General features: G+C 71.2%; 13 protein-coding genes and 2 pseudogenes. 7 read left to right on the top strand and 8 right to left on the bottom strand.

Annotation, left to right across the window (positions count from 1 at the left end):
* Window positions 1–35 precede the first annotated feature (35 nt).
* On the top strand, window positions 36–1,454 hold the full coding sequence (locus ACWDA7_RS28130; protein WP_450607431.1) for an FAD-dependent oxidoreductase: 1,419 nt from the start codon (window positions 36–38) through the stop codon (window positions 1,452–1,454).
* Between the two features lie 42 nt (window positions 1,455–1,496).
* On the opposite strand, the gene ACWDA7_RS28125 is transcribed toward ACWDA7_RS28130, so the two are convergent.
* From ACWDA7_RS28125 to ACWDA7_RS28115, 3 genes are read right to left on the bottom strand one after another with little or no spacing between them, the layout of a single operon-like run.
* Window positions 1,497–2,741 carry a DUF6545 domain-containing protein gene (locus ACWDA7_RS28125; protein WP_450607429.1) on the bottom strand — a complete coding sequence of 415 codons (1,245 nt, stop codon included), beginning with the start codon at window positions 2,739–2,741 and terminating at the stop codon, window positions 1,497–1,499.
* A gap of 4 nt (window positions 2,742–2,745) precedes the next feature.
* Entirely contained in the window at window positions 2,746–3,909 is a 1,164-nt protein-coding gene (locus tag ACWDA7_RS28120) for an MAB_1171c family putative transporter (protein ID WP_450607427.1), read from the bottom strand.
* A gap of 9 nt (window positions 3,910–3,918) precedes the next feature.
* A complete protein-coding gene (locus ACWDA7_RS28115; RefSeq protein WP_450607426.1) occupies window positions 3,919–4,491 on the bottom strand; it encodes a toxin-antitoxin system, toxin component in 573 nt (190 codons plus the stop codon).
* A 544-nt stretch (window positions 4,492–5,035) separates the two neighbouring features.
* Between ACWDA7_RS28115 and ACWDA7_RS28110 the strand changes: the two genes are divergently transcribed.
* Complete coding sequence (locus ACWDA7_RS28110; RefSeq protein WP_450607425.1) at window positions 5,036–5,260, top strand: hypothetical protein; 225 nt, start codon at window positions 5,036–5,038, stop codon at window positions 5,258–5,260.
* Between the two features lies 1 nt (window position 5,261).
* Here the strand turns inward: ACWDA7_RS28110 and ACWDA7_RS28105 are convergent, their stop codons facing one another.
* Entirely contained in the window at window positions 5,262–5,942 is a 681-nt protein-coding gene (locus tag ACWDA7_RS28105) for a 4'-phosphopantetheinyl transferase family protein (RefSeq protein WP_450607424.1), read from the bottom strand.
* Window positions 5,890–6,795, bottom strand: a complete 906-nt coding sequence (locus ACWDA7_RS28100; RefSeq protein ID WP_450607423.1) for a metallophosphoesterase family protein — start codon at window positions 6,793–6,795, stop codon at window positions 5,890–5,892. Before ACWDA7_RS28100 ends, ACWDA7_RS28105 begins: the two co-directional genes overlap by 53 nt.
* A gap of 330 nt (window positions 6,796–7,125) precedes the next feature.
* On the opposite strand from ACWDA7_RS28100, the gene ACWDA7_RS28095 reads away from it, so the two are divergent.
* The gene (locus ACWDA7_RS28095; protein ID WP_450607422.1) at window positions 7,126–8,256 is read left to right on the top strand and encodes an ATP-grasp domain-containing protein; all 1,131 of its coding nucleotides are present in this window, start codon (window positions 7,126–7,128) and stop codon (window positions 8,254–8,256) included.
* A gap of 220 nt (window positions 8,257–8,476) precedes the next feature.
* Complete coding sequence (locus tag ACWDA7_RS28090; RefSeq protein ID WP_450607420.1) at window positions 8,477–10,162, top strand: carbohydrate binding domain-containing protein; 1,686 nt, start codon at window positions 8,477–8,479, stop codon at window positions 10,160–10,162.
* Window positions 10,163–10,283: 121 nt separating this feature from the next.
* Here ACWDA7_RS28090 and ACWDA7_RS28085 read toward each other — a convergent pair whose 3' ends face one another.
* The 3 genes from ACWDA7_RS28085 to ACWDA7_RS28075 are packed head-to-tail and all read right to left on the bottom strand — an operon-like array spanning window position 10,284 to window position 15,471.
* A complete protein-coding gene (locus tag ACWDA7_RS28085) occupies window positions 10,284–13,340 on the bottom strand; it encodes an alpha-mannosidase (RefSeq protein WP_450607418.1) in 3,057 nt (1,018 codons plus the stop codon).
* 29 nt (window positions 13,341–13,369) lie between these two features.
* A complete protein-coding gene (locus ACWDA7_RS28080; protein WP_450607416.1) occupies window positions 13,370–14,710 on the bottom strand; it encodes a 6-phospho-beta-glucosidase in 1,341 nt (446 codons plus the stop codon).
* Window positions 14,701–15,471 carry a DeoR/GlpR family DNA-binding transcription regulator gene (locus ACWDA7_RS28075; RefSeq protein WP_450607414.1) on the bottom strand — a complete coding sequence of 257 codons (771 nt, stop codon included), beginning with the start codon at window positions 15,469–15,471 and terminating at the stop codon, window positions 14,701–14,703. The genes ACWDA7_RS28080 and ACWDA7_RS28075 overlap by 10 nt, the downstream gene beginning before the upstream one ends.
* Window positions 15,472–15,552: 81 nt before the next feature.
* Between ACWDA7_RS28075 and ACWDA7_RS28070 the strand changes: the two are divergent.
* The 3 genes and pseudogenes from ACWDA7_RS28070 to ACWDA7_RS28060 all read left to right on the top strand — a co-directional run.
* Window positions 15,553–16,938, top strand: a pseudogene (locus ACWDA7_RS28070) (beta-galactosidase small subunit-related protein); the annotation flags it as partial.
* A gap of 43 nt (window positions 16,939–16,981) precedes the next feature.
* Window positions 16,982–18,829, top strand: coding sequence for a LamG-like jellyroll fold domain-containing protein (locus ACWDA7_RS28065; RefSeq protein WP_450607412.1), 1,848 nt, complete (start codon window positions 16,982–16,984; stop codon window positions 18,827–18,829).
* Window positions 18,826–19,358: pseudogene (locus ACWDA7_RS28060) on the top strand (histidinol-phosphatase); the annotation flags it as partial. The gene ACWDA7_RS28065 and the pseudogene ACWDA7_RS28060, both read left to right, overlap by 4 nt.
* Between the last annotated feature and the right edge of the window lie 293 nt (window positions 19,359–19,651).

The raw sequence follows: 19,651 nt of genomic DNA, 5'->3' as shown, positions 1-19,651 counted from the left end.
CTGTTCCCTCCCCGCAACAGAAAGTGTGCCCGACCATGTCTGAAGGAGCCGCCCCCCGCCGCGTCGCGGTCGTCATCGGCGGGGGCATGACGGGCATGCTCGCCGCCTCGGTGCTCGCCGAACACGCCGATGTCACCGTCATCGAACGGGATCTGCTTCCCGAAGGTCCCCAACCGCGCAAGGGCCTGCCGCAGGCCCGCCATGCCCATGTGCTGTGGTCCGGTGGCGTGAAAGCCCTCGACGACCTGTTGCCCGGTGTCATCGACCAGCTTGTCGCCCGTGGCGCCTGGAAGGCCCGGATCATGACCGATCTGGTGTCCAAAGCACCCTCGGGCCAGTGGTTCCGCCGGTTCGCCCACAGCCGTCATGTCAACCTCCTGTGCAGCCGTGACCTGTTGGACGCCGTGGTGCGCGCACGGGTGCTGGAGGATCCGCGCATCACCCTGATGGCACAGACCGAGCTGCTCGGCCTGGAGGGAAGCGGTGAGCGGGTGACCGGTGTGGGCACGCGATCGGCGCACTCCTCCGGTTCCCTCACGGCCGACCTGGTCGTCGACGCGAGCGGGCGGTCCAGCCGCGCTCCCGTCTGGTTGGGGGAACTGGGGCTTCCGCCGGTCCTCGAGCGCAAGGTGGACGCCGGCGTCGCCTACGCCAGCCGGATCTACCGAGCGCCCGGAACCGCCGCCGGCGGATTCCCCATCGTCAACGTCCAGGCCGACCCGCGGCAGGCCCCCGGCAGGGGCGGCATCATCACCCCGATCGAGGGGGGCCGCTGGCTCGTGACGCTCGCCGGGACGCGCGGCGGACAACCCACGGCCGACAACGACGCCTTCCTTCCCTTCGCCCGGACGCTGCCCCACCCCGTCATCGGCGATCTGCTCGCGGGCGCCGAACCCGAGACGGATGTAGTCACCACCCGCAGCACCGCCAACAAACGGCGCTATTACGAGAAGTCCGCCCGCTGGCCCGATGGCTTCGTCGTTCTCGGCGATGCAGTGGCCGGCTACAACCCCGTCTACGGGCACGGATTGAGCGCGTCCGCGCAGAGCGTCATCGCCATGCGCCGTGTTCTGGGCCGCCAGGGCATCGGCGCGCCAGGCACGGCCCGGCGCATCCAGAAGGCCGCGGCCCGCCCGGTCGAAGGCGCCTGGAGTCTGGCGGTGGGCCAGGACGTCTTCTACCCGGACGCCGCCGAACAGCCCCCCACCTGGGTCGAAAGGACCCTGGCCGCCTTCGTCGACAGGGCCGTCGATGCCGGATCGCGAAACCCGCGCGCCCTGCGGGTGCTTCTGGACGTGATGAGCATGGAGGCGCCACCGGCCCGGCTGCTCATGCCGGACATGCTCGCCATGGTGTATCTCGGCCGCAAGATGCAGCCCCTTGACGGACCTCCGCTGACCGAGGCCGAACGGAGAGCCGCCGCTGCCGCGGCGCGGCTCGACCGGAAGGACTGACCCTCCGGGTGCTTGCTCGCGCCCCGCGCCGCTCGGCGCGCCTCACGTCGCCGCGCCTTCGGAGCCGAGCCGGTGACGGCGGCGTATGTCCCTGACGACCCGGGTCCGCAGAGCACGGGAGAGTTGGGCCAGGTCGCTGATCGTGGGTGAAGGACCCTGCCCGCCGGGGTCCGCCCGGTCACCCGGGGGCTCGCCGCCGGCGGTGCCGTATGCGTCGGCCGCCGCGGCGATCATCGCGGCTTCCGCGATGACGCCCGCGTGCTCGTGGCCGGCGCCCTGGGCGAGGGCGGCCGCGTGCGCCTCGCTCCATATCCGGGGGTCGAAGTGGCCGCGGCACACGACGATGCGGTCCGAGATGAAGGTCTGACGCTGGGTCAGTCGCAGTCTGAACTTGGGATTCCACCAGGGCAGCGGCAGCAGTTGGAAGCTGGGTGCGCCGTGGACACGGCTGACGGTCCTGACGAGGGGGCCCAGTTGCCAGAACCGGATGGCGTCCTCACTGCTGCGCCCGACGAGCGGAAGGATGAAGCCGACGGCGACGAGCAGCGCACTGGGCTGGCCCATGCTGGGCGCGACGCCGGTGGCCAGGAAGCCCCAGTCGTGCCCCGTCCAACGGGCCCCGATGGCCACGAGTTTGGCCGCGTCGTAGCCGACGTAGTGCATCAGGTAGCCCAGTGCCAGGGCACGCAGTCCGATCCGCATGGTGCCGTGCACATCGCGCGACCAGCGCCAGCACAGGCGGCTGCAGACGAACGACGCCAAGCCGTGGGCGAGGAGGTAGAGCAGGATCATCTCGCGGATGAAAGGCGTTCCCGCGTAGTACACGTCGAAGTCGGTACGGCGCTCCACCGAGGCGTCACCGAGCGCGTACAGCGTGACGATCAGGATCCAGACGAGCAGGTACAGCGCGATGATCCGCCGCGACAGCCGTCGCGTGTGTTCCTTGTCCGGGCCCCCGCGCCAGTTGAGGACGAGCACGACGGAGGCCGCGGAGAACCCGGTGAGCGCGCAGTAGACCAGGGGGGCAGAGAAGTTCGACACGCCCGTGGCCCTGTTGACCAGGATGATCGTCCGGGGGGCGGAGGTGAACAGGACACCCGCTCCGACCAGGAGCAGGGCGCAGATCGAGGACAGCAGCCAGTCCCGGCCGCGGGCGCGGACGAGTCCGGGCAGTTTGAGTAGGCAGGCTAGTAACAGCAACCCCCCGGCGACGTAGAAGCCCAGATTGGCCTTCACCGCGCGACGGTCCGGTACGGCGAGCTCGGCCAGAGGGCTGCCGGAACGCACAAGTTCATGTCTGCTGGTTCTCCGGCCTTCGGTCTGCGCGCACTACGTCGGCGACGATGCTGGTGTGGACGGCTCGGGAGACGCGGACGAGGTCGCTCAGGTTGCCGTCGAGCGCGGTGAGGATTTGATCGCGAGGGGCGACGGTCCTCGGCCTTCCGGCCCGCGCGGCGATCACCACCATGGCAGCGGCACCGATGGCCTCGGCCTCCGGGGTGCTCGCACCGTCGGAGATCGCTCTGTCGCGGGCCTGCGCGCGGACACGGTCGTCGAGACGGGGTCCCAGGCGGGTGATGCCGTCGCGGATACCGGTCTCCCGCTGGGTGAGACGCAGGTCGATGTCGGCCTTCGACCTCCAGGACAGCGGCACCCAGTACCGTCTGTCGGCGGGGTCGACCAGGAGCTTGAACAGCGGGCCGAGCCGGGCGTAGGTGACGAGGGTGTCGAGGCGCGGTCCGATGAGCGGCAGTGCGTATCCGACGGTGACGAGGGCCGCGGCGACGGCGGCCGCGCCCGGTGCGAGGTCGGTGCTGAGTGCGTCCCAGTGGTGCCCCGTCCAACGGCCCATGACGGCGGCCATCTTGACCGCACCGAAGATGCCGTTGAGCAGCCAGCCCCATACGAGGACGACGAGGCCCTTGTGCGTCCAGCCGGCGACCTTCCGGGACCACCGCCAGCACAGCGTCGTGGCGGTGAAGGCCGCCACCAAGTGGGCCACCAGGTACAGAGCGATCATCTCGCCGATGAACGGGGTGCCGGCGTAATAGGTATCCAGGTCGGTTCGGCGTTCGACCGGCGCGTCACCCAGCGCGAAGAGCACCCACAACGTCACGATCACGGCGGCATAGGCGATCAGCCAGCTACGGACGACACGGCGGACGTGTCCCGGGTCCCCGCCTCGCCAGTAGACGATCACGACGAGACAGGCGGCGCTGAACGCGGTCACCACCGTGTACACGAGCGGTGCGGCAACGTTCGGGATGCCGGTCAGACGGTTGACGGCGGCCACGCTGGCGGGGGCCGACAGGGTGAAGGAGATCCCGGCCACGAGGACGACCGCGCACAGCGAGACCAGCGCGGGATCACGCCGCCGGTGCAGCAGTCTGGGAATCCTGATGGCCATGCCGCTCCAGAGGATCAGCGCCGTCAGGTAGTAGAACCAACCGTCCACGGCCCCGCCTCAGAGACCTCTGCCCAGCGAGTCCTCGATACGTGCGGCCACCTGCCCCACGTCGGCACGCCAGTGAGTCCTGCGGAAGATCCGCAGATCGGTGCCCAGCCGCAGCCCGAACATCTCGGCTTCCGCTTCGTGCTTCTCGTCGAAGCGGGTACGGGCCGCGTAGCCGAGCCCGGGCGCACCGAGGCCGTCGAGCTTCGCGTCCCGGGCGACGAGGAGCTGCTTGACGACGTCGTCGACGACACCGTCGTGGGCCGCGTGCGCCCGCGCGGCGGCACGGCCCGCCGGGCTGTGGGCACCGCAGTGCCCTTCGAACATGTGCCAGATCTCGTGGCCGAGGATCACGTGCTCGTGCTCGCTGTTGGTCGTGTCGTCGCGGACAGCGATGACATCCATGTCCTCGAGGTCCAGCCACAGGCCGCTCGCGGTCCCGGGTGGGAAGGTGGTCCGCTTCAGCACCACGGGGCGCCCCCGCAGGTCGGTGAGGACTCTGCCCAGCTCCGTGAACATCTCCTCGTCGTCGCGCGGCACGGCCTGGGCCAAACGGGTCAGGAGCGCGGTGCTGAGCTCCTTCATCCTTTTCTCGCGCCTGGTCCTCACGTCGTTGCTCCCCCTTCTCGACGTCGCTCCGGAAACCGCCCGGCGCTCACCCGCGGCGGCTGCGGGCCCGTCGGCACGGACCCTGGAAGGTGCAGAACGACACAGTAGCCAGTTCTCCGCAGTCCTCAACCGAGCGGCGCCGCCAAGGGCGGTGAGGACCCCGGCTACGGCCGGGCGAAACCCGGCCACCCGTTACGCACCGCGCCGGTACCGCGCTGCCACGCTCGTTCCGGGTAGGCGTCGTGGGCATGCCCCCGGTCGGCAACTCCCCGCGTCCTGGCCCTGATCAGTGCCCGGCACCTCATCGCGCAGGCGGACGGGGCGCGCCACGCACGCCCGGCCTCGCCTCCGCTGACCGGGCGAACCCTCGTCAGGAAAGCGGGATTGTCAGTGGCAGACGGCAAGCTGGAGATGCGCCATCCGGTGCGCGCGGCGGAACCGTCCGCACACCGGCGGCGAGTGCCGTGCACGTACCGCCGCGCGACCTGTGTCGCACGGCCGACCCGGGGAGAGCCGACCGATGCCGACCGCCGTACTGACCGACCGTGAACGCGCCGCCGTGCAGGCCTATCTGCGCCTCCTCCACACCGTACGAGCCGCCTTCGACGGACCGCCCGATCCGCGCCGACCACCCATGGTCCCGACCGCCGCCCTGGCCGAGGCGGACCGGGCCCTCGCGGAGGCCGGACTCACCGGCACGGAGGAGGAGTTCTTCCGGCTGCTCGGGGACCGGGGTCCCCGGTGACTCAGGCGTGGGGCACGACGACGGCCGTGGCGACCAGCCCCCGCCGGGTGGTCCAGCGGCCGTCGAAGGCCTCGATACGGCGGCCCTCGACCAGCGGTCCCGGGACGAGCAGCCGCGCCCGGAAGCCGCCCGAGGCGCCGGACGCGCGGCCGGGGTCGATCGTGATGTCGGCCTCGAGGAAGTCGAGCCACTTCCCGGTCAGGGGGAACCACGCCTTGTAGACGGATTCCTTGGCGCTGAACAGCAGCCGGTCCCAGTGGACGGACGGGTGGCTGCGGGCGAGGTCCTGCAGCCGCTCACGCTCCGCGGGCACGGCTGTCACGTCCAGGACACCGTCCGGCAGCCGGTCGTGCGGTTCGGCGTCGATGCCGAGCGAGACCAGGTCCGCCGTCCGGGCCAGCGCGGCGGCGCAGTAGCCGTCGCAGTGCGTCATGCTGCCGATCAGCCCGTCGGGCCAGAGCGGTGCGCCGCGCTTGCCGGGTAGGACGGGCCCGGGTGGTACGCCGAGCTTCTCCATGGCCTGCCGGGCGCAGACCCTTACGGCCGCGAACTCACGGCGCCGCTTGTCGACCGCGCGCGCGACGACCGCCTCCTCCTCGGGGTAGAGGAACGCGCCGCCGGCGACGGCGTCACCGTCCGCCTCCACCACCGCGACCGACCCCGGGAGCAGTTCCTCGAACACCGGCTTGGACCTCCATCGGCAGAATGCGGCGCAGTCTTCCCGGCGGCCCCGGGCGCGGGCCCCACTCGCGCGGGTAGCCGACCGACACCTCTTCGAAGCGGACCCCCTCGTAGTAGGTGGTCCGCGGAATGTGCAGATGCCCGTAGACCATGCACGCCACCCGAAAGCGGCGGTGCCAGTCGGTGGTCAGCTCGGTGCCGCACCACATGGCGAACTCGGGATAACGCAGCACGTCCGTGGGGTGGCGGTCCAGCGGGTAGTGGTTCACCAGCACCGTCGGAAGGTCGCCGGGGATCTCCTCCAGTCTGCGCTCGGTCCAGGCGACCCGCGCGCGGCACCACGCCTCACGGCTCGGGTGGGGAGCGGGGTGCAGCAGGTACTCGTCGGTACACACGATCCCGGTGCCGTGCGCGTACTCGAGCCCCTGCTCCTTGGTCGTGCAGCCCTGGGGCAGGAACGAGTAGTCGTAGAGCAGGAAGAGTGGTGCGACGGCCACGGGCCCGCCGGGTCCCTCCCAGACCGGGTAGGGGTCCTCGGGTGTCGTCACGCCCAGTTCCCGGCACACGGCGATCAAGTGCTCGTACCGCTCGACGCCGCGCAGGGTGACGGGGTCCTTCTGGTGCGTCCACAGTTCGTGGTTGCCGGGCGCCCAGATCACCCGGCGGAAGCGGCCCGCCAGCAGTTCCAGGGCCCACCGGATGTCGGCGACGGTCTCGGCCACGTCGCCCGCGACCAGCAGCCAGTCGTCGTCCGAGGTGGAGCGCATCTGCTCGACCAGGGCGCGGTTCTCGGGGTACGCGATGTGAAGGTCGCTGATGGCGAGCAGCTGTCCACGGCCGTCCGTCGACTCCACCGTCGCCCCTTTCCAGAACCGAATGGGAACACAAGAGCACATCGGTCCACCTGCGGACAAGGGCGACCCGCGGCAGGCGCGCGACCGCTCACGAATGAGCCGGCACCGCCCGCGCACGAGCTGCGGAGGACCACTCCCGCCCGTGGATCAAGGGCCGGGGAAAATCGGTAACACTCGCGTAGCAGTGACGGGCCCGAATGGGCCTATGATCGGCCTCAACACATCCGCCACGAACGCCACTCCGCGTACGGCGGTTTGATGTGCCTTCCCCCTCCCCTGGCCGGGCACGGCCTGCTCCGCCGTGCCCGCGAACCGTGAAAGGTGGCCTGCATGGTCTCTCGCGTACGCGTCTGGCTCAACCGCACGTACGCGGAGAACGTGTTCTTCATGGATCAGCTGCGGAGAAACCCCAGCGATCGAGCCGTCGAGATCCATGCCACGCACGGCGACCCCGACTCGCCCGTCCTGGCCGCGGCGGACACCGCCGACCTGGAGCCGGAGGGGCTGTCCCCGGCGGCCTATGTCGAGTACGCCCTCGACCAGTGCACCCGCCGCGCCATCGATGTGTTCGTGCCCCGCCTGCACCAGGAGGCGATCGTCGGGCACCGTGCCGAGTTCCAGGCCGCCGGTACGGCTCTGCTGGCGCCGCCCACCGAGGCGATGGCGGTCTTCCACGACAAGGCGACGGCGTACCAGGCCGCGCAGTCGATAGGGGTCCCGGTTCCTCCGTGGTGGCGGGTCACGAACGAGGACGAGCTCCTCGCCGCGGTCGAGGAGCTCGAGGTCGGCGGGCACCGGGCGTGCTTCAAGCCGGCGGCGGGTGCGGGGGGCGTGGGATTCCGCGTCATCACGCGCACCCCCTTCTCGCTGGCGCATCTCAGCGGCTTCCCGAGCGCCTATGTGCCGCTGGACCTCGTCGTCCAGGCGGTACGCGAGGCCGAGGAGCCCGTCGACTGGCTGGTGATGCCGCGTCTGGACGAGCCGGAGGTGTCGGTCGACTGCCTGACCGGCCCCGACAACCGCATCCGCATGGCGGTGGGCCGCACCAAGAACGGCCGCCGCCGGGGCTTCACCCTGCACGAGCAGTGGCTGGCACCGGCGCGGCGCCTGGCGGAGGGCTTCGGGCTGCACCATCTCTCCAACATCCAGTTCCGGATGTACGGCGACGAGCCCGTGCTTCTCGATGTCAACACGCGCCCGGCGGGCGGACTGCACCAGCTCTCGCTGTGCGGCATCAACGCCCCTTGGGCCGCAGTGCAGTTGGCCCTCGGCGAAGACCCGGGCGAGGTGGTGCCGCCGTTCCTGGGCACGGACTACGCCGTGGTGTCGGGGCCGCGGCCGGTCCGCCCCGTCACACTGCCCCAGCAACGGACGGAGGAGCCGGAGCAGGCTCCCGTGCTGCCGGCGGCGGCGCCGGTCGACACGGTCGGCGTCACCGCGGCGGAGGCCCTGCCTCTGTAGGACGTTCACCGGCTGCGGCCGGATCGCGGCTCGTCGCGCCCCTGTTTCCGGAGCGCCGCACGATCTCGCCCCTCGCGCGCCCGTCGGGCGCGGTCCGCCTGAGGTATGGACCAATCCGCGCCCAAGCCTTGACACTTGGATTGGTCCATACCAACTTGGTTGTGCACCCTTCAGCACTTCTCTGCACTCCCGAACCCCCCTTCCCCCTCAGGGAGATCGCGTGCGCACACTTCTCAGACGCTCCAGACGCGCCTTCTTCGCCCTCGTCGGCTCCGCTGCCCTGGCGCTGGCCGGGGCGGTCGCCCTCCCCGGGACCGCCCAGGCGGCCAACATCCTCTCCAACCCCGGCTTCGAATCGGGCAGCCTCTCGCCCTGGTCCTGCACGGGCAATCTGGGCTCGGTGGTCTCCAGCCCCGTGCACGGCGGGTCCAAGGCCCTTTCGGGCGCGCCGAGTTCGAGCGACAACGCACAGTGCACCCAGACCGTCTCGGTCCAGCCGAACACGACGTACAGCCTGAGCGGCTGGGTCCGCGGCAGCTACGTCTACCTCGGCGTGAACGGCGGCGCCTCGACCTGGACGACGTCCCCGTCGGCGTACAGCCAGCTCACCGTCTCCTTCACGACCGGCGCCTCGCAGACCAGCGCCACGATCTACGTGCACGGCTGGTACGCGCAGGGCACGTACTACGCCGACGACATCAGCCTGGACGGACCCGGCGGCGGTGGCGGCTCCGACACCCAGGCGCCGACCGCGCCGAGCGGCCTGACCTCCACCGGCAAGACCTCCTCGAGCGTGTCGCTGAAGTGGAACGCCTCGACGGACAACGTCGGTGTGACCGCGTACGACATCTACAGCGGCTTCAGTCAGGTGCTGAGCGTCTCCGGTACGTCCGCGACGGTCAGCGGGCTGTCGCCCAGCACGGGCTACACCTTCACCGTGAAGGCCAGGGACGCGGCCGGGAACACCTCCGCGGCCTCCAACTCCGTGTCGGTCACGACGGACGCGGGCAGCGGCGGCGGCACCGGCTTCAAGCAGGCGGCGCCGTACCTGTACGAGGGCTGGGGCGATCCCCCGAGCCCGAGCACGGTGATGAGCGCGACCGGCATCAAGTGGTTCACGATGGCCTTCGTGCTCGACTCCGGAGGCTGCACCCCCGCCTGGGACGGCAGCCGTGCGCTGACCGGCGGCGTCGACCAGAGCGCCATCAACCAGATCCGCTCCGCGGGTGGCGACATCGTCCCGTCGTTCGGCGGCTGGCAGGGCAGCAAGCTCGGTGCCAACTGCTCCTCCGCGAGCGCGCTCGCCGGAGCTCTGCAGAAGGTCATCGACGCCTACTCCCTGAAGGCGATCGACATGGACATCGAGAACACGGACGAGTTCGAGAACGAGGCCGTGCAGGCGAAGATCCTGACCGCCCTGAAGACGGTCAAGGCCAACAACCCCGGCCTGAAGACCATCGTCACCTTCGGCACCTCGACGACCGGCCCGACCTACTACGGCAACCGGCTCATCGAGCAGGCCCAGTCGCTCGGCGCCAACATCGACGTGTTCACCATCATGCCGTTCGACTTCGGCGGCGGCTCGGACATGTACGGCAATACGGTGAACGCGGCCGAAGGCCTGAAGGCCAAGCTGAAGTCGACCTTCGGCTGGGACGACGCCACGGCCTACTCCCACATAGGCATCTCCGGCATGAACGGACTGTCCGACCAGCAGGAGAACACCACCCCGGCGATCTGGACCCAGATCCGTGACTGGGCGAACTCCCACCACATCGCCCGGCTGGCCTTCTGGGCGGTCAACCGCGACCGGCCGTGCGCGGGCGGCGGCGTGGTGAGCAACTGCTCGGGCATCAGCCAGAACAACTGGCAGTTCACCTCCATCACCGCCGGGTTCACCGGCTGAGTGCGGGGGCGGGGGCGCCCGGCGAACCGGGCACCCCCGCCCTCCCGGTAAGTGGCCCGACCCAGCCTTCGGTGCGGGGCGGGCTCCGGGCTTGAGCCTGGAGCCCGCCCCGTGACCGTCTCTACCGGCGGGCGCCGGCCCTCTTCAGACGGAGCGTCAGGATCTCGAAGGGCCGCAGCCGGACCGGGACAAAGCCGTTCCCGTCGCTGTCCACCTGCCCGAGCGGGCGCTCCAGAAGATCGGTGACCTGCGCTTCCCCGAGCGGGAAACCCGTGCGCAGGGTGCCGGCGGCCCGGCCGCCCCGGGACTCGTACAGCCGCACCACGACGTCACCGGACTCGTCGTCGGCGAGCTTGACCGCCTCGACGGTCACGCCCTCGCCGTCCACCGAGATGACCGGTTCCGGCGCACCCGCCGCATCCGCCACGCGCAGCGGCAGGTTGAGCGCGTAGCCCTCGGCCACGGCGTCCTCGATGCCCGCCCCGGGAAGCAGCGAGTAGGTGAAGCTGTGCCTGCCCTGGTCGGCCCCGGGGTCCGGGACGCGCGGGGCGCGCACCAGGCTGAGGCGGACCGTGGTCGTCGTGCCGCCGTCCTCGCGGACCGTGCGGGAGACGTCGTGCCCGTACGTCGAGTCGTTGATGACCGCGACGCCGTACCCGGGTTCACCGATGTGCACCCAGCGGTGCCCGGAGACCTCGAAGCGGGCCGCCTCCCAGCTGGTGTTGGTGTGGGTGGGCCGCTGGACGTGGCCGAACTGGATCTCCGCCGAGGAGTGCGGTGCCCGGATGTCCACCGGGAAGCCCGCCTTGAGGATCTTCTCGGCCTCGTGCCAGTCGATCTCGGTCTCGAAGTCGACACGGGGGCTGCCCGCGCGGACGGTGATCGTCTGGGTGATCCTCGAACCCCGGCCGAAGCTCCGCTCGACCCGGATCGCGCCGACGAGCGGATCCTCCTCGACCACCGTCACGGAGTCCGCTTCCAACAGGTCCGTGTACCGCTTCTTGTAGTGCTTGTCGATGTCCCAGGCGTCCCAGCGGTTGGGCAGGTCGGTGTGCAACCGGAGCAAATTGCCCCGGCCGGCGAGGACTTCGCGGTCCGCACGCAGGTCGCGGACGGAGGACAGCGTCCCGTCCTCGGCCACCTCGACGCGGACCAGGCCGTTGTCGAGGACGCGGCCGCCGGCCACCACGGGCTTGGGGGGCTCGGCGGCGGTGAGGGGCGCGCTGCCGCCCGCCGGGACCACCACGTACGCGGGTGCGCCTTCGGCCGTACGGAGCACTTCGGCGCGGTCGTAGGGGCTCGTGTTGAAGACACGGGTGGCGCCGGGCCCCAGCGCCGCGACCGCGTCGGCCGTCAGCTCCTCCAGCTCCCCGGCCACCCGTGCGTACTCCGCCTCCGCCTCCCGGTGCACCCAGGCGATCGACGAACCCGGCAGGATGTCGTGGAACTGGTGGAGCAGCACCGTCTTCCACAGCCGGTCCAGCTTCGCGTACGGGTAGACGTAACCGGGCGCGTGCAGGGCCGCCGTCGTCGCCCAGAGCTCGGCCTCGCGCAGCCGGTGCTCGGACCGCCGGTTGCCCTGCTTGGTGCGGGCCTGGGAGGTGTACGTGGCACGGTGCAGTTCCAGGTAGAGCTCGCCGGCCCAGACGGGGGCGTCCGGGTACTCCTCGCGGGCGGCCTTGAAGAAGGCGTCGGGGTGCTCGACGACGACCTTCGGGGAACCCTCCAGGTCCTTCAGACGCCGCGCCCGCTCCATGATCTCGCGGGTGGGACCGCCACCGCCGTCGCCCCAGCCGAAGGGCGCCAGCGAGCGGGTGGCGCCGCCCTTCTCCTGGTAGTTGCGCACCGCGTGGGCCATCTCCGCGCCGCTGAAGCGGGCGTTGTAGGTGTCGACGGGCGGGAAGTGGGTGAAGATGCGGGTGCCGTCGATGCCCTCCCACCAGAAGGTGTGGTGCGGGAACTTGTTCGTCTGGTTCCAGGAGATCTTCTGGGTCAGGAACCACTCGTTGCCGGCGAGCTTGGCGAGCTGCGGGTAGGCCGCGGTGTAACCGAAGGAGTCCGGCAGCCAGACGCCCTTGGTCTCGATGCCGAAGTGCTCCATGAAGAACCGCTTGCCGTGGACGAGCTGCCGGGCGAGGGCCTCGCCGCCGGGCAGGTTGCCGTCGGCCTCGACCCACATGCCGCCGACCGGCGCCCACTGGCCCTTCTTCACCGCCTCCTGGATCCGCGCCCACACCCGCGGGTAGTTGTCGCGCACCCACTCGTACTGCTGGGCCTGCGAGCAGGCGAAGACGAACTCCTCGTACTCGTCGGCGAGCGAGGTGACGTTGGAGAAGGTGCGGGACGTCTTGCGCTTGGTCTCCCGGATCGGCCACAGCCAGGCGGAGTCGATGTGCGCGTGGCCGACTCCGGAGACGATGTGGGCGCTGGCGTGCGCGGGCCTGGCCAGGACGGGCCTGAGCACCTCACGGACGGCGGCCGCCGAGCCGGAGATGTCGTCGAGGTCGAGGGCGTCCATCGCACGGTCGAGGGCGTGCAGGATCTCGTGCCGGCGCGGCTCGTGCTCGCCGAGCTCCACCATCAGCTCCCGCAGCACCTGGAGGTCGAGGTCGAGATGCCAGACCTGTTCGTCCAGGACGGCGATGTCGGCGCGCTTGAAGGTGTAGAGCGGCTGGTCGCCCGCCGTGAGCACATCGCCGAGCGGGGTCGGGGCCGCGAAGCCGTTCGCCAGGATGTCGGGGTTCGAGGCGGCCTCGACGAGGTAGTCGATCTCCTCACCGCCCGCGGCCGGGTGGGCGATCGGGACGTACTGGTTGAGCGGGTTGACGGCCTTGAGCGGCGTCCCGTCGGTCAGATGGACCAGCGCCTCGGCCTGGTTGCCGGGCCAGTCGCCCACGAAGCCGAGGTCGATGACCGCCTCGACCCGTTTGCCCGACCACTCCGCGGGGACCTGTCCCCGCATCCGGAACCAGGTGGTGCCCCAGGGCGGGCCCCAGGGGGTGCCCATCCCGAAGGGCGTGTACGAGGCGGCGGCCGCTTCCTCGAAGGGCACCGGCTCCCCCGGTGCCTGCCATGCCTCGACCTCGAAAGGTACGGAGGCCGCGTAGATCGCGGGCTTGATGCGCTGGTTGTGGAGGCGTGCGACGCGCTCCTCGATCCGGCGGCGTTCGTCGTGCATGGGGGTCTCCAAGGAGAGGACGGAAGCGCTTATCTGAGGTACGCCAGGCCGGGGTGAACCGAGGTGTAGCCGTCTACCAGCTTGCGCGCCACGTTCACCGAGTCGACGAGCGGGTGCAGGGCGAAGGCCTTGACCGCCGTGGCGCGGGAGCCGGACTCGGCGGCGGACAGCACCTCGCGCTCGACCGCCTTGACCGCGCAGACCAGGCCGGTCGCATGGCCGGGGAGCGGGTCGGCCGCGAGCGGGTGTGCGCCATCGGCGCCGACCAGGCACGGCACCTCGATGACCGCCTCGGCGTCGAGGGCGGAGAGCGTGCTGCGGTTGCGCACGTTCAGGATCAGGGTCGTGCGCTCGTCGCGGGCGATGGCCCGCATCAGGGCGAGGGCCACCTTCTCGTAGCCGCCGGAGAGGTCGTCGGCGTCCCGCTGGCCGGCGCCCGCCGCCTCCCGGTTCTCGGCCATGTAGGTGGCCTCCCGTTCGGCGCGCGTGCCTTCCCAGACCGCCAGGGCGGACACGTCCGGCCGCTTCACCTCGTCGTAGAACCGGGCCTGCTGATCGCGTAGGAAGGCGCCGCGGGTCTTCTCCGCCGCGCGGTAGGCGCTGACGGCCTCGCGGTTGAAGTAGTAGTAGTGCAGATACTCGTTGGGGATCGCGCCGAGGGACTGCAGCCAGTCGGCGCCGAAGAGCTTGCCCTCCTCGAAGGAACCGAGCAGCTCCGGGTCGTCGAGCAGCCGCGGGAGCCGGTCGCGGCCGGCCACACGCAGGCCGCGCACCCAGCCGAGGTGGTTGAGGCCGACGTAGTCGATGAAGGCCTCGCCCGGCCTCGCGACACCGAGCACCCGGGCGATACGGCGGCCGAGGCCGACCGGGGAGTCGCAGATGCCGATGACGCGGTCGCCGAGGTGGCGTGACATGGCCTCGGTGACGAGTCCCGCCGGGTTGGTGAAGTTGATGACCCAGGCGTCCGGGGCCAGCCGGGCCACGCGCCGTGCGATGTCGACGGCGACGGGCACGGTCCGCAGCCCGTACGCGATACCGCCCGCGCCGACGGTCTCCTGGCCGAGGACGCCCTCGGCGAGCGCCACCCGCTCGTCGTCGGCGCGTCCCTCGAGGCCGCCGACCCGGATGGCGGAGAAGACGAAGTCGGCGCCGCGCAGCGCCTCGTCGAGGTCGGTGGTGGCGGTCACCCCGGGCGCGTCCGGCACGCCCGCGGCCTGCTCGGCCAGCACCCGGGTCACGGCCGACAGCCGCCCGGCGTCCAGGTCGTGCAGCACGACCCGGGTGACCCGGCCCTCGGCTCGGTCCCCGAGGAGCGCCCCGTAGACGAGCGGCACCCGGAACCCGCCGCCGCCCAGAATCGTCAGCTGCACGGTTGCACCTCTCCTGCCACGACCACCTCGACGTCCGCCTCCTGAAGCGACGAGCGGGTCGCCGCGTCCACGGGCGCGTCCGTCACCAGCACGTCCAGTGCCTGGGGGTCGCAGACCTTCGCCATCCCGGTACCCGGGAACTTCGCCGAGTCGGCGAGCAGGACGACCCGGTCGCTTGCCTTGATCATCGCCCGCTTGACCGGCACCTCGACGACCGTGGTGTCCATCACCTGACCGCCGGGCCGCACCCCGCTGGCACCGAGGAACAGCCAGTCGGCGTGCAGCTGGCGGAGGTTGTCCTCGGTCAGGAAGCCGATCAGGGAGCGGTACTCGCGGCGGACCGTGCCGCCGAGCAGCACCAGCTCGATTCCCTCGTCGTCGGCCAGCTCCTCGTAGACCACCAGATTGCTGGTGATCACCGTGAGCCGGCGGCCGCGCAGCTGCCGGGCCAGCCGGTAGGCGGTGGTGCCGATGTCGAGCAGCACGGAATCGCCGTCCTGGACCATCGAGGCGGCCCGGATGGCTATCGAGTCCTTCTCGGGCACGCGCACCGCGGCGACCTCGGCGAAGGGCTGGTCGCCCTCCTCCACGACCGCGCCTCCGTGGACGCGGGTGAGCAGGCCCGACTCCTCCAGTCTCACCAGGTCCCGCCGGACGGTGGCGGGGCTGACGCCCAACTGCTCCGACAGGTCGGTCACGGCCGCGGGGCCGCCGGAGCGCAGGGCCCGCAGGATGAGTCGGTGACGTTGTTCCGCCAGCACGCCATGAACACTACTCGTCATCTTCAATCACTTCCACGCGCGTTTCTGCGCAGTAATCAACCGCTCCGGCAGGGGGCCGCGGGCACACAGGCCGACCACTGGGCCGCCATCGAGGCCACCCCGGGTCTTCAGGGCGGCTTCATCTGGGAGTTCTGGGACCACGGCATTCTCCTGCGCGTGAGCGACGGAAGACCGGCCGGGCGCGCGAGCGCCGATCTGTACGACAACGGTGTCGCCACGCCCGGTCACCGCTGGGCGTACGGCAGCGATTTCGGCGACGCGGTGCACGACGGCGCGTTCGTCGCGGACGGTGTGGTCTTCCCCGACCGCGCGTCCGAGCCGGCGGTGCACGAGCACCCGGAGATCGCGGCCCCGGTGGGCATCGAGCGCTACAAGCACGAGGGCATCGTCCTCACCAACCAGCAGCGCTCCCGGAGCCTGGCCTGGCTGTCGGGCCGGTGGGAGCTGGTGCTCGACGACGGCCGCACCCTGACGGCACCGATGGACCTGCCCGATCTGCGGCCGGGTGAGACGGCGGCGGCACCGCTGCCGTTCCTGCTGCCGCGCGACGGCGGCGATGCCTGGCTGACGCTGCGGGTGACCACGGCTGAGGACATGCCGTGGGCGCCGCGCGGTACGGAGCTGTGCGCGCCGCAGGTACGGCTGCGGATGGCTCCGGAGCCCGCGGCGGAGGGTCCCGTGCGGGTCGACGCGGAGGGGCTGCTCGTCCATCCGCTGCTGGCCGCCGCCCCCGTGCTGTGGCTGTGGCGGGCGCCCGCCGGCGACGCGTCGGGCGGCGCCGCACCATACCTGGGGTCGTGGGGCCTGGACGCGCTCGTCCGCAAGGTCGTCTCCGTCCAGCGCGACGAGGCCCGCGTGACGGTGCTCGCCGAGTACGCCGGCGCGGTCGGCGTCATCCGGCACCGGCAGGTGTTCACCTCCCTCGAGGGCGGCATCCGCGTCGAGGAACAGGCGGAGCTGCCCGAACAGTTCGACGACGTGGCGCGGGTCGGCTCCGTCTTCGAGACGGTGGCCGGCCTCGACGTGCCGGGGTGGTCCGGGCACGAGCCGTGCCCCGAGCAGAACGCGGGCGCGCCCGTGGGCCACCCCTCCGTCCCCGTGGACGAGTTCTTCACCTCCTGCCCGCGGCCGCAGGAGAGCGATGTCCGGCACGGCGTACGGCGCTTCACGCTGTCCGCACCGGACGCCACCGGTCTCACCGTCGTACTGGACGAGCCGCGCCAGGTCTCCGTGACCCTCCACCGGCCTTCGACCATGGACACCCCCGTCCACGCCGAGGACCCGGTCGCACACCACGACGAGCCGGAGCCGCGCTCTGGCCGCGTGGTGCACATCGACGGGGCGCACCGCGGGCCGGGCACGGCCTGCTGCGGCCCCGACGTCCCGCCCTCGCATCTCGTCGCACCGGGCGTCCATCGCTGGAGCTGGACGCTGCGCACCCTCTGAACCCCCGCGCTTCCCCTCCTCCAACACCTCTCACGGAGCACACGTGTGTACTTCACATGACCACGCCCAGGGCGAGGCCGCGCAGGCCGGAGCCGGCAGACGGAGCTTCCTGCGGGCCACCGCGCTGCTCGGCGCCGCCGCCACCACCGGGGTCGCCCTGCCGGCCACCGCCGAGGCGGCGACGGCGACGGCGAGCCGCTGGCGCCCCGACTCCGAAAACCGGCGCTTCACTCTCGTCGTGATGCCGGACACCCAGTACCTGTTCGACGGGCCGAGCATCAACCCGGCCCCCATCAAGGCCTCACTGCGCTACATCCTGGAGCACGGCAAGGACGAGAACATCGTCTTCCTGTCCCACCTGGGAGACCTGACGCAGAACGGCGCCGCCGTCGAATTCGACGCGGCGAGCGAGGCGTTCGGGCTCCTCGACCGGAGCGGGGTCGGGTACAGCGTCCTCGCCGGCAACCACGACATCCGGTCGTCCACCGACGACCAGCGCGGCCCCACCCCGTACCTGGACGCCTTCGGCCCGCAGCGCTTCAAGGGCAAGCGCACCTTCGGCGGCTCCTCCCCCGACGGCTACAACACGTACCACGTCTTCCGTGCGGGCGGCCGCGAGTGGCTCGTGCTCGCTCTCGACTGGCGGCTGTCGGCGCAGGGCTTCGCCTGGGCGAAGGACGTGATCGCCCAGCACCCCAAGACGCCGGTCATCCTCACCACCCACGAACTGGTCTACGGGGACGACGCGCTCTCGTCGTACGGGGAGCAGCTCTGGGACCAGCTGATCGCGGACCACGACCAGATCTTCCTGACCCTGAACGGCCACTTCTGGCCCGCCGCCCGCGCCACCAGGAAGAACGCCGCGGGCAACGACGTACACCTGCACCTGACGAACTACCAGAACCGGTACTACGGTGGCGCGGCGATGATCCGCCTCTACCGTTTCGACCTCGACCGGGACACCATCGACGTCGAGACGATCTCCCCGTGGATCCTGGGACGGGCGGCCGAAGGGCTCAACGAACTGGAGCGGCAGGAGATCGAACTGACCGGCCCCGAGGACCGGTTCTCCGTGGCGATCGACTTCGAGCAGCGCTTCTCCGGCTTCGCCCCCGTGCCTCCCCGCCCCGCGCGGCCCACCTCCCAGATGCTGGTCCGCGGCACCGTCGCGTACTGGCGCTTCGACGGCCACGACGACGGCGCGGCCGTGAACGGCACGGTCCGCGATCTGTCGGGCCGCGGCAACGACCTGACCGTCGTCAGCGTCCTGGACGGCTCTCTCACCTGGTCGTCGGACCATCACCCGGACCAGCCGGGGCACGGCAGCCTGCGCTTCCAGGGGTACAAGTCACCGCTGCGCGGCGCCTATCTGCGCACGGTCGACGGCGCCCCGCTCAACACCGCGACGTTCTCGCGCGGTTACACCATCGAGGCGTTCTACAAGGTGCCCGATGACTGGGACGCGTCCCACAACGCCTGGGCGGGCCTGGTCAGCCGGACCGGCACGGGTGGCGCGGCGGGCAAGACGCAGGACGATCCGGACGAGCCGCTCGCCACCCTCTCGCTGTCCGACGGCCCTGGACCGCAGTGGGCCGTGCGGCCCCTCAACCAGGAGGGTATCGTCACCAACTGGGGTGACGAGACCGCACGCGAGACCTGGTGGCACCTGGCGGTCGTCAACGACGGCAGCCACACCACGATGTACGTCCAGGGCTGCCCCGTCGCCCGCAATCCCAACGCCCGTGCCGTCGGCCTCGCCTCGGTCGGCCTGCCGTGGCTGCTCGGCGGCTACGAGTACGGGGGCAGGATCGACCAGATCCACCACGGGTGGCTCGGTGACGTACGGATCGTGGACCGGGCGCTGCCGGTCTCCCAGTTCATGAACCACTGACGTCCCGGGGATTCGACGCGACCACGACCGAGCGGCACCTGCCCGTCCGGGCCGATCCGTCCGTCGCCCCCGAACACCTCGACGCCCAGGGCGTGTCCGGGCGTCAGCTCCTGCGCCGAGCGGCCCTGTTCGGCGCCGCCTTCACCCTCGCTCCCGCGGCGGCGGCCCCTGCGGCCGCCGCCTCCGGGCGGGGCTTCGGCGACGACGGCCCGCGTCTCGCGTACCTCGTCGGCGACCACCGCGTCCACAGCGTCTACAGCCACGACGGCAAGTACGCGTTCTCCCAGATCGCCACGCAGCCGCCCGGTACGGGCTCGACTGGATGGTATTCAACGAGCACTCCAACTTCGGGCACGCCTCCTACGGCGCGAAGATGGAGCACGAGGAGATCCTCAAGGTGCGCGCCGAGAACCCGCGCCAGCTGATCTTCCAGGGTCTGGAGCGGTACACCCCGGCCGCCGAGCACGCAACGGTGTTCACCGCGCCCGGCCCCAACGAGGTCGACCTGCTCCCACAGTTCGAGCTCGCCTAAGAGTCATCCCGTCATGGGATGCCATCCGACCAGTTCCTGTTCGGGTGCGCCGCCTGTGGGCGGGGCGTTCCCTACTGGGGCGGCTGTTCCGACGTGGGCCTTGTGCCGCTCGCGTGCGGGTTGGGCCTCATTCGGGGTGGGCCGGTACCGGTCGGTGGTGTTTTGCCGAGCAGAGGCCCGTGGCCCCGGAAGCCGGGGGGTGTGGGCTGCCGCGTGGGTGCGGCCCCTGCGGGGGCGGGCACCGCGCTGCGGTTGACTCGACAGGGCTTCTTGCAGCCCTTGTGCGAACG

The sequence above is a fragment of the Streptomyces sp. NPDC001156 genome, from assembly GCF_053598275.1.
The sequence above is the reverse complement of the archived record's forward strand: the minus strand, read 5'-3'. Positions and strand labels throughout refer to the sequence as shown.

Bases quoted from the DNA above. Each gene is read 5' to 3' on its own strand.
- ACWDA7_RS28130 (WP_450607431.1), top strand. From the start codon at position 36: ATGTCTGAAGGAGCCGCCCCCCGCCGCGTCGCGGTCGTCATCGGCGGG.
- ACWDA7_RS28115 (WP_450607426.1), bottom strand. From the start codon at position 4,491: ATGAAGGAGCTCAGCACCGCGCTCCTGACCCGTTTGGCCCAGGCCGTG.
- ACWDA7_RS28110 (WP_450607425.1), top strand. From the start codon at position 5,036: ATGCCGACCGCCGTACTGACCGACCGTGAACGCGCCGCCGTGCAGGCC.
- ACWDA7_RS28095 (WP_450607422.1), top strand. From the start codon at position 7,126: ATGGTCTCTCGCGTACGCGTCTGGCTCAACCGCACGTACGCGGAGAAC.
- ACWDA7_RS28085 (WP_450607418.1), bottom strand. From the start codon at position 13,340: ATGCACGACGAACGCCGCCGGATCGAGGAGCGCGTCGCACGCCTCCAC.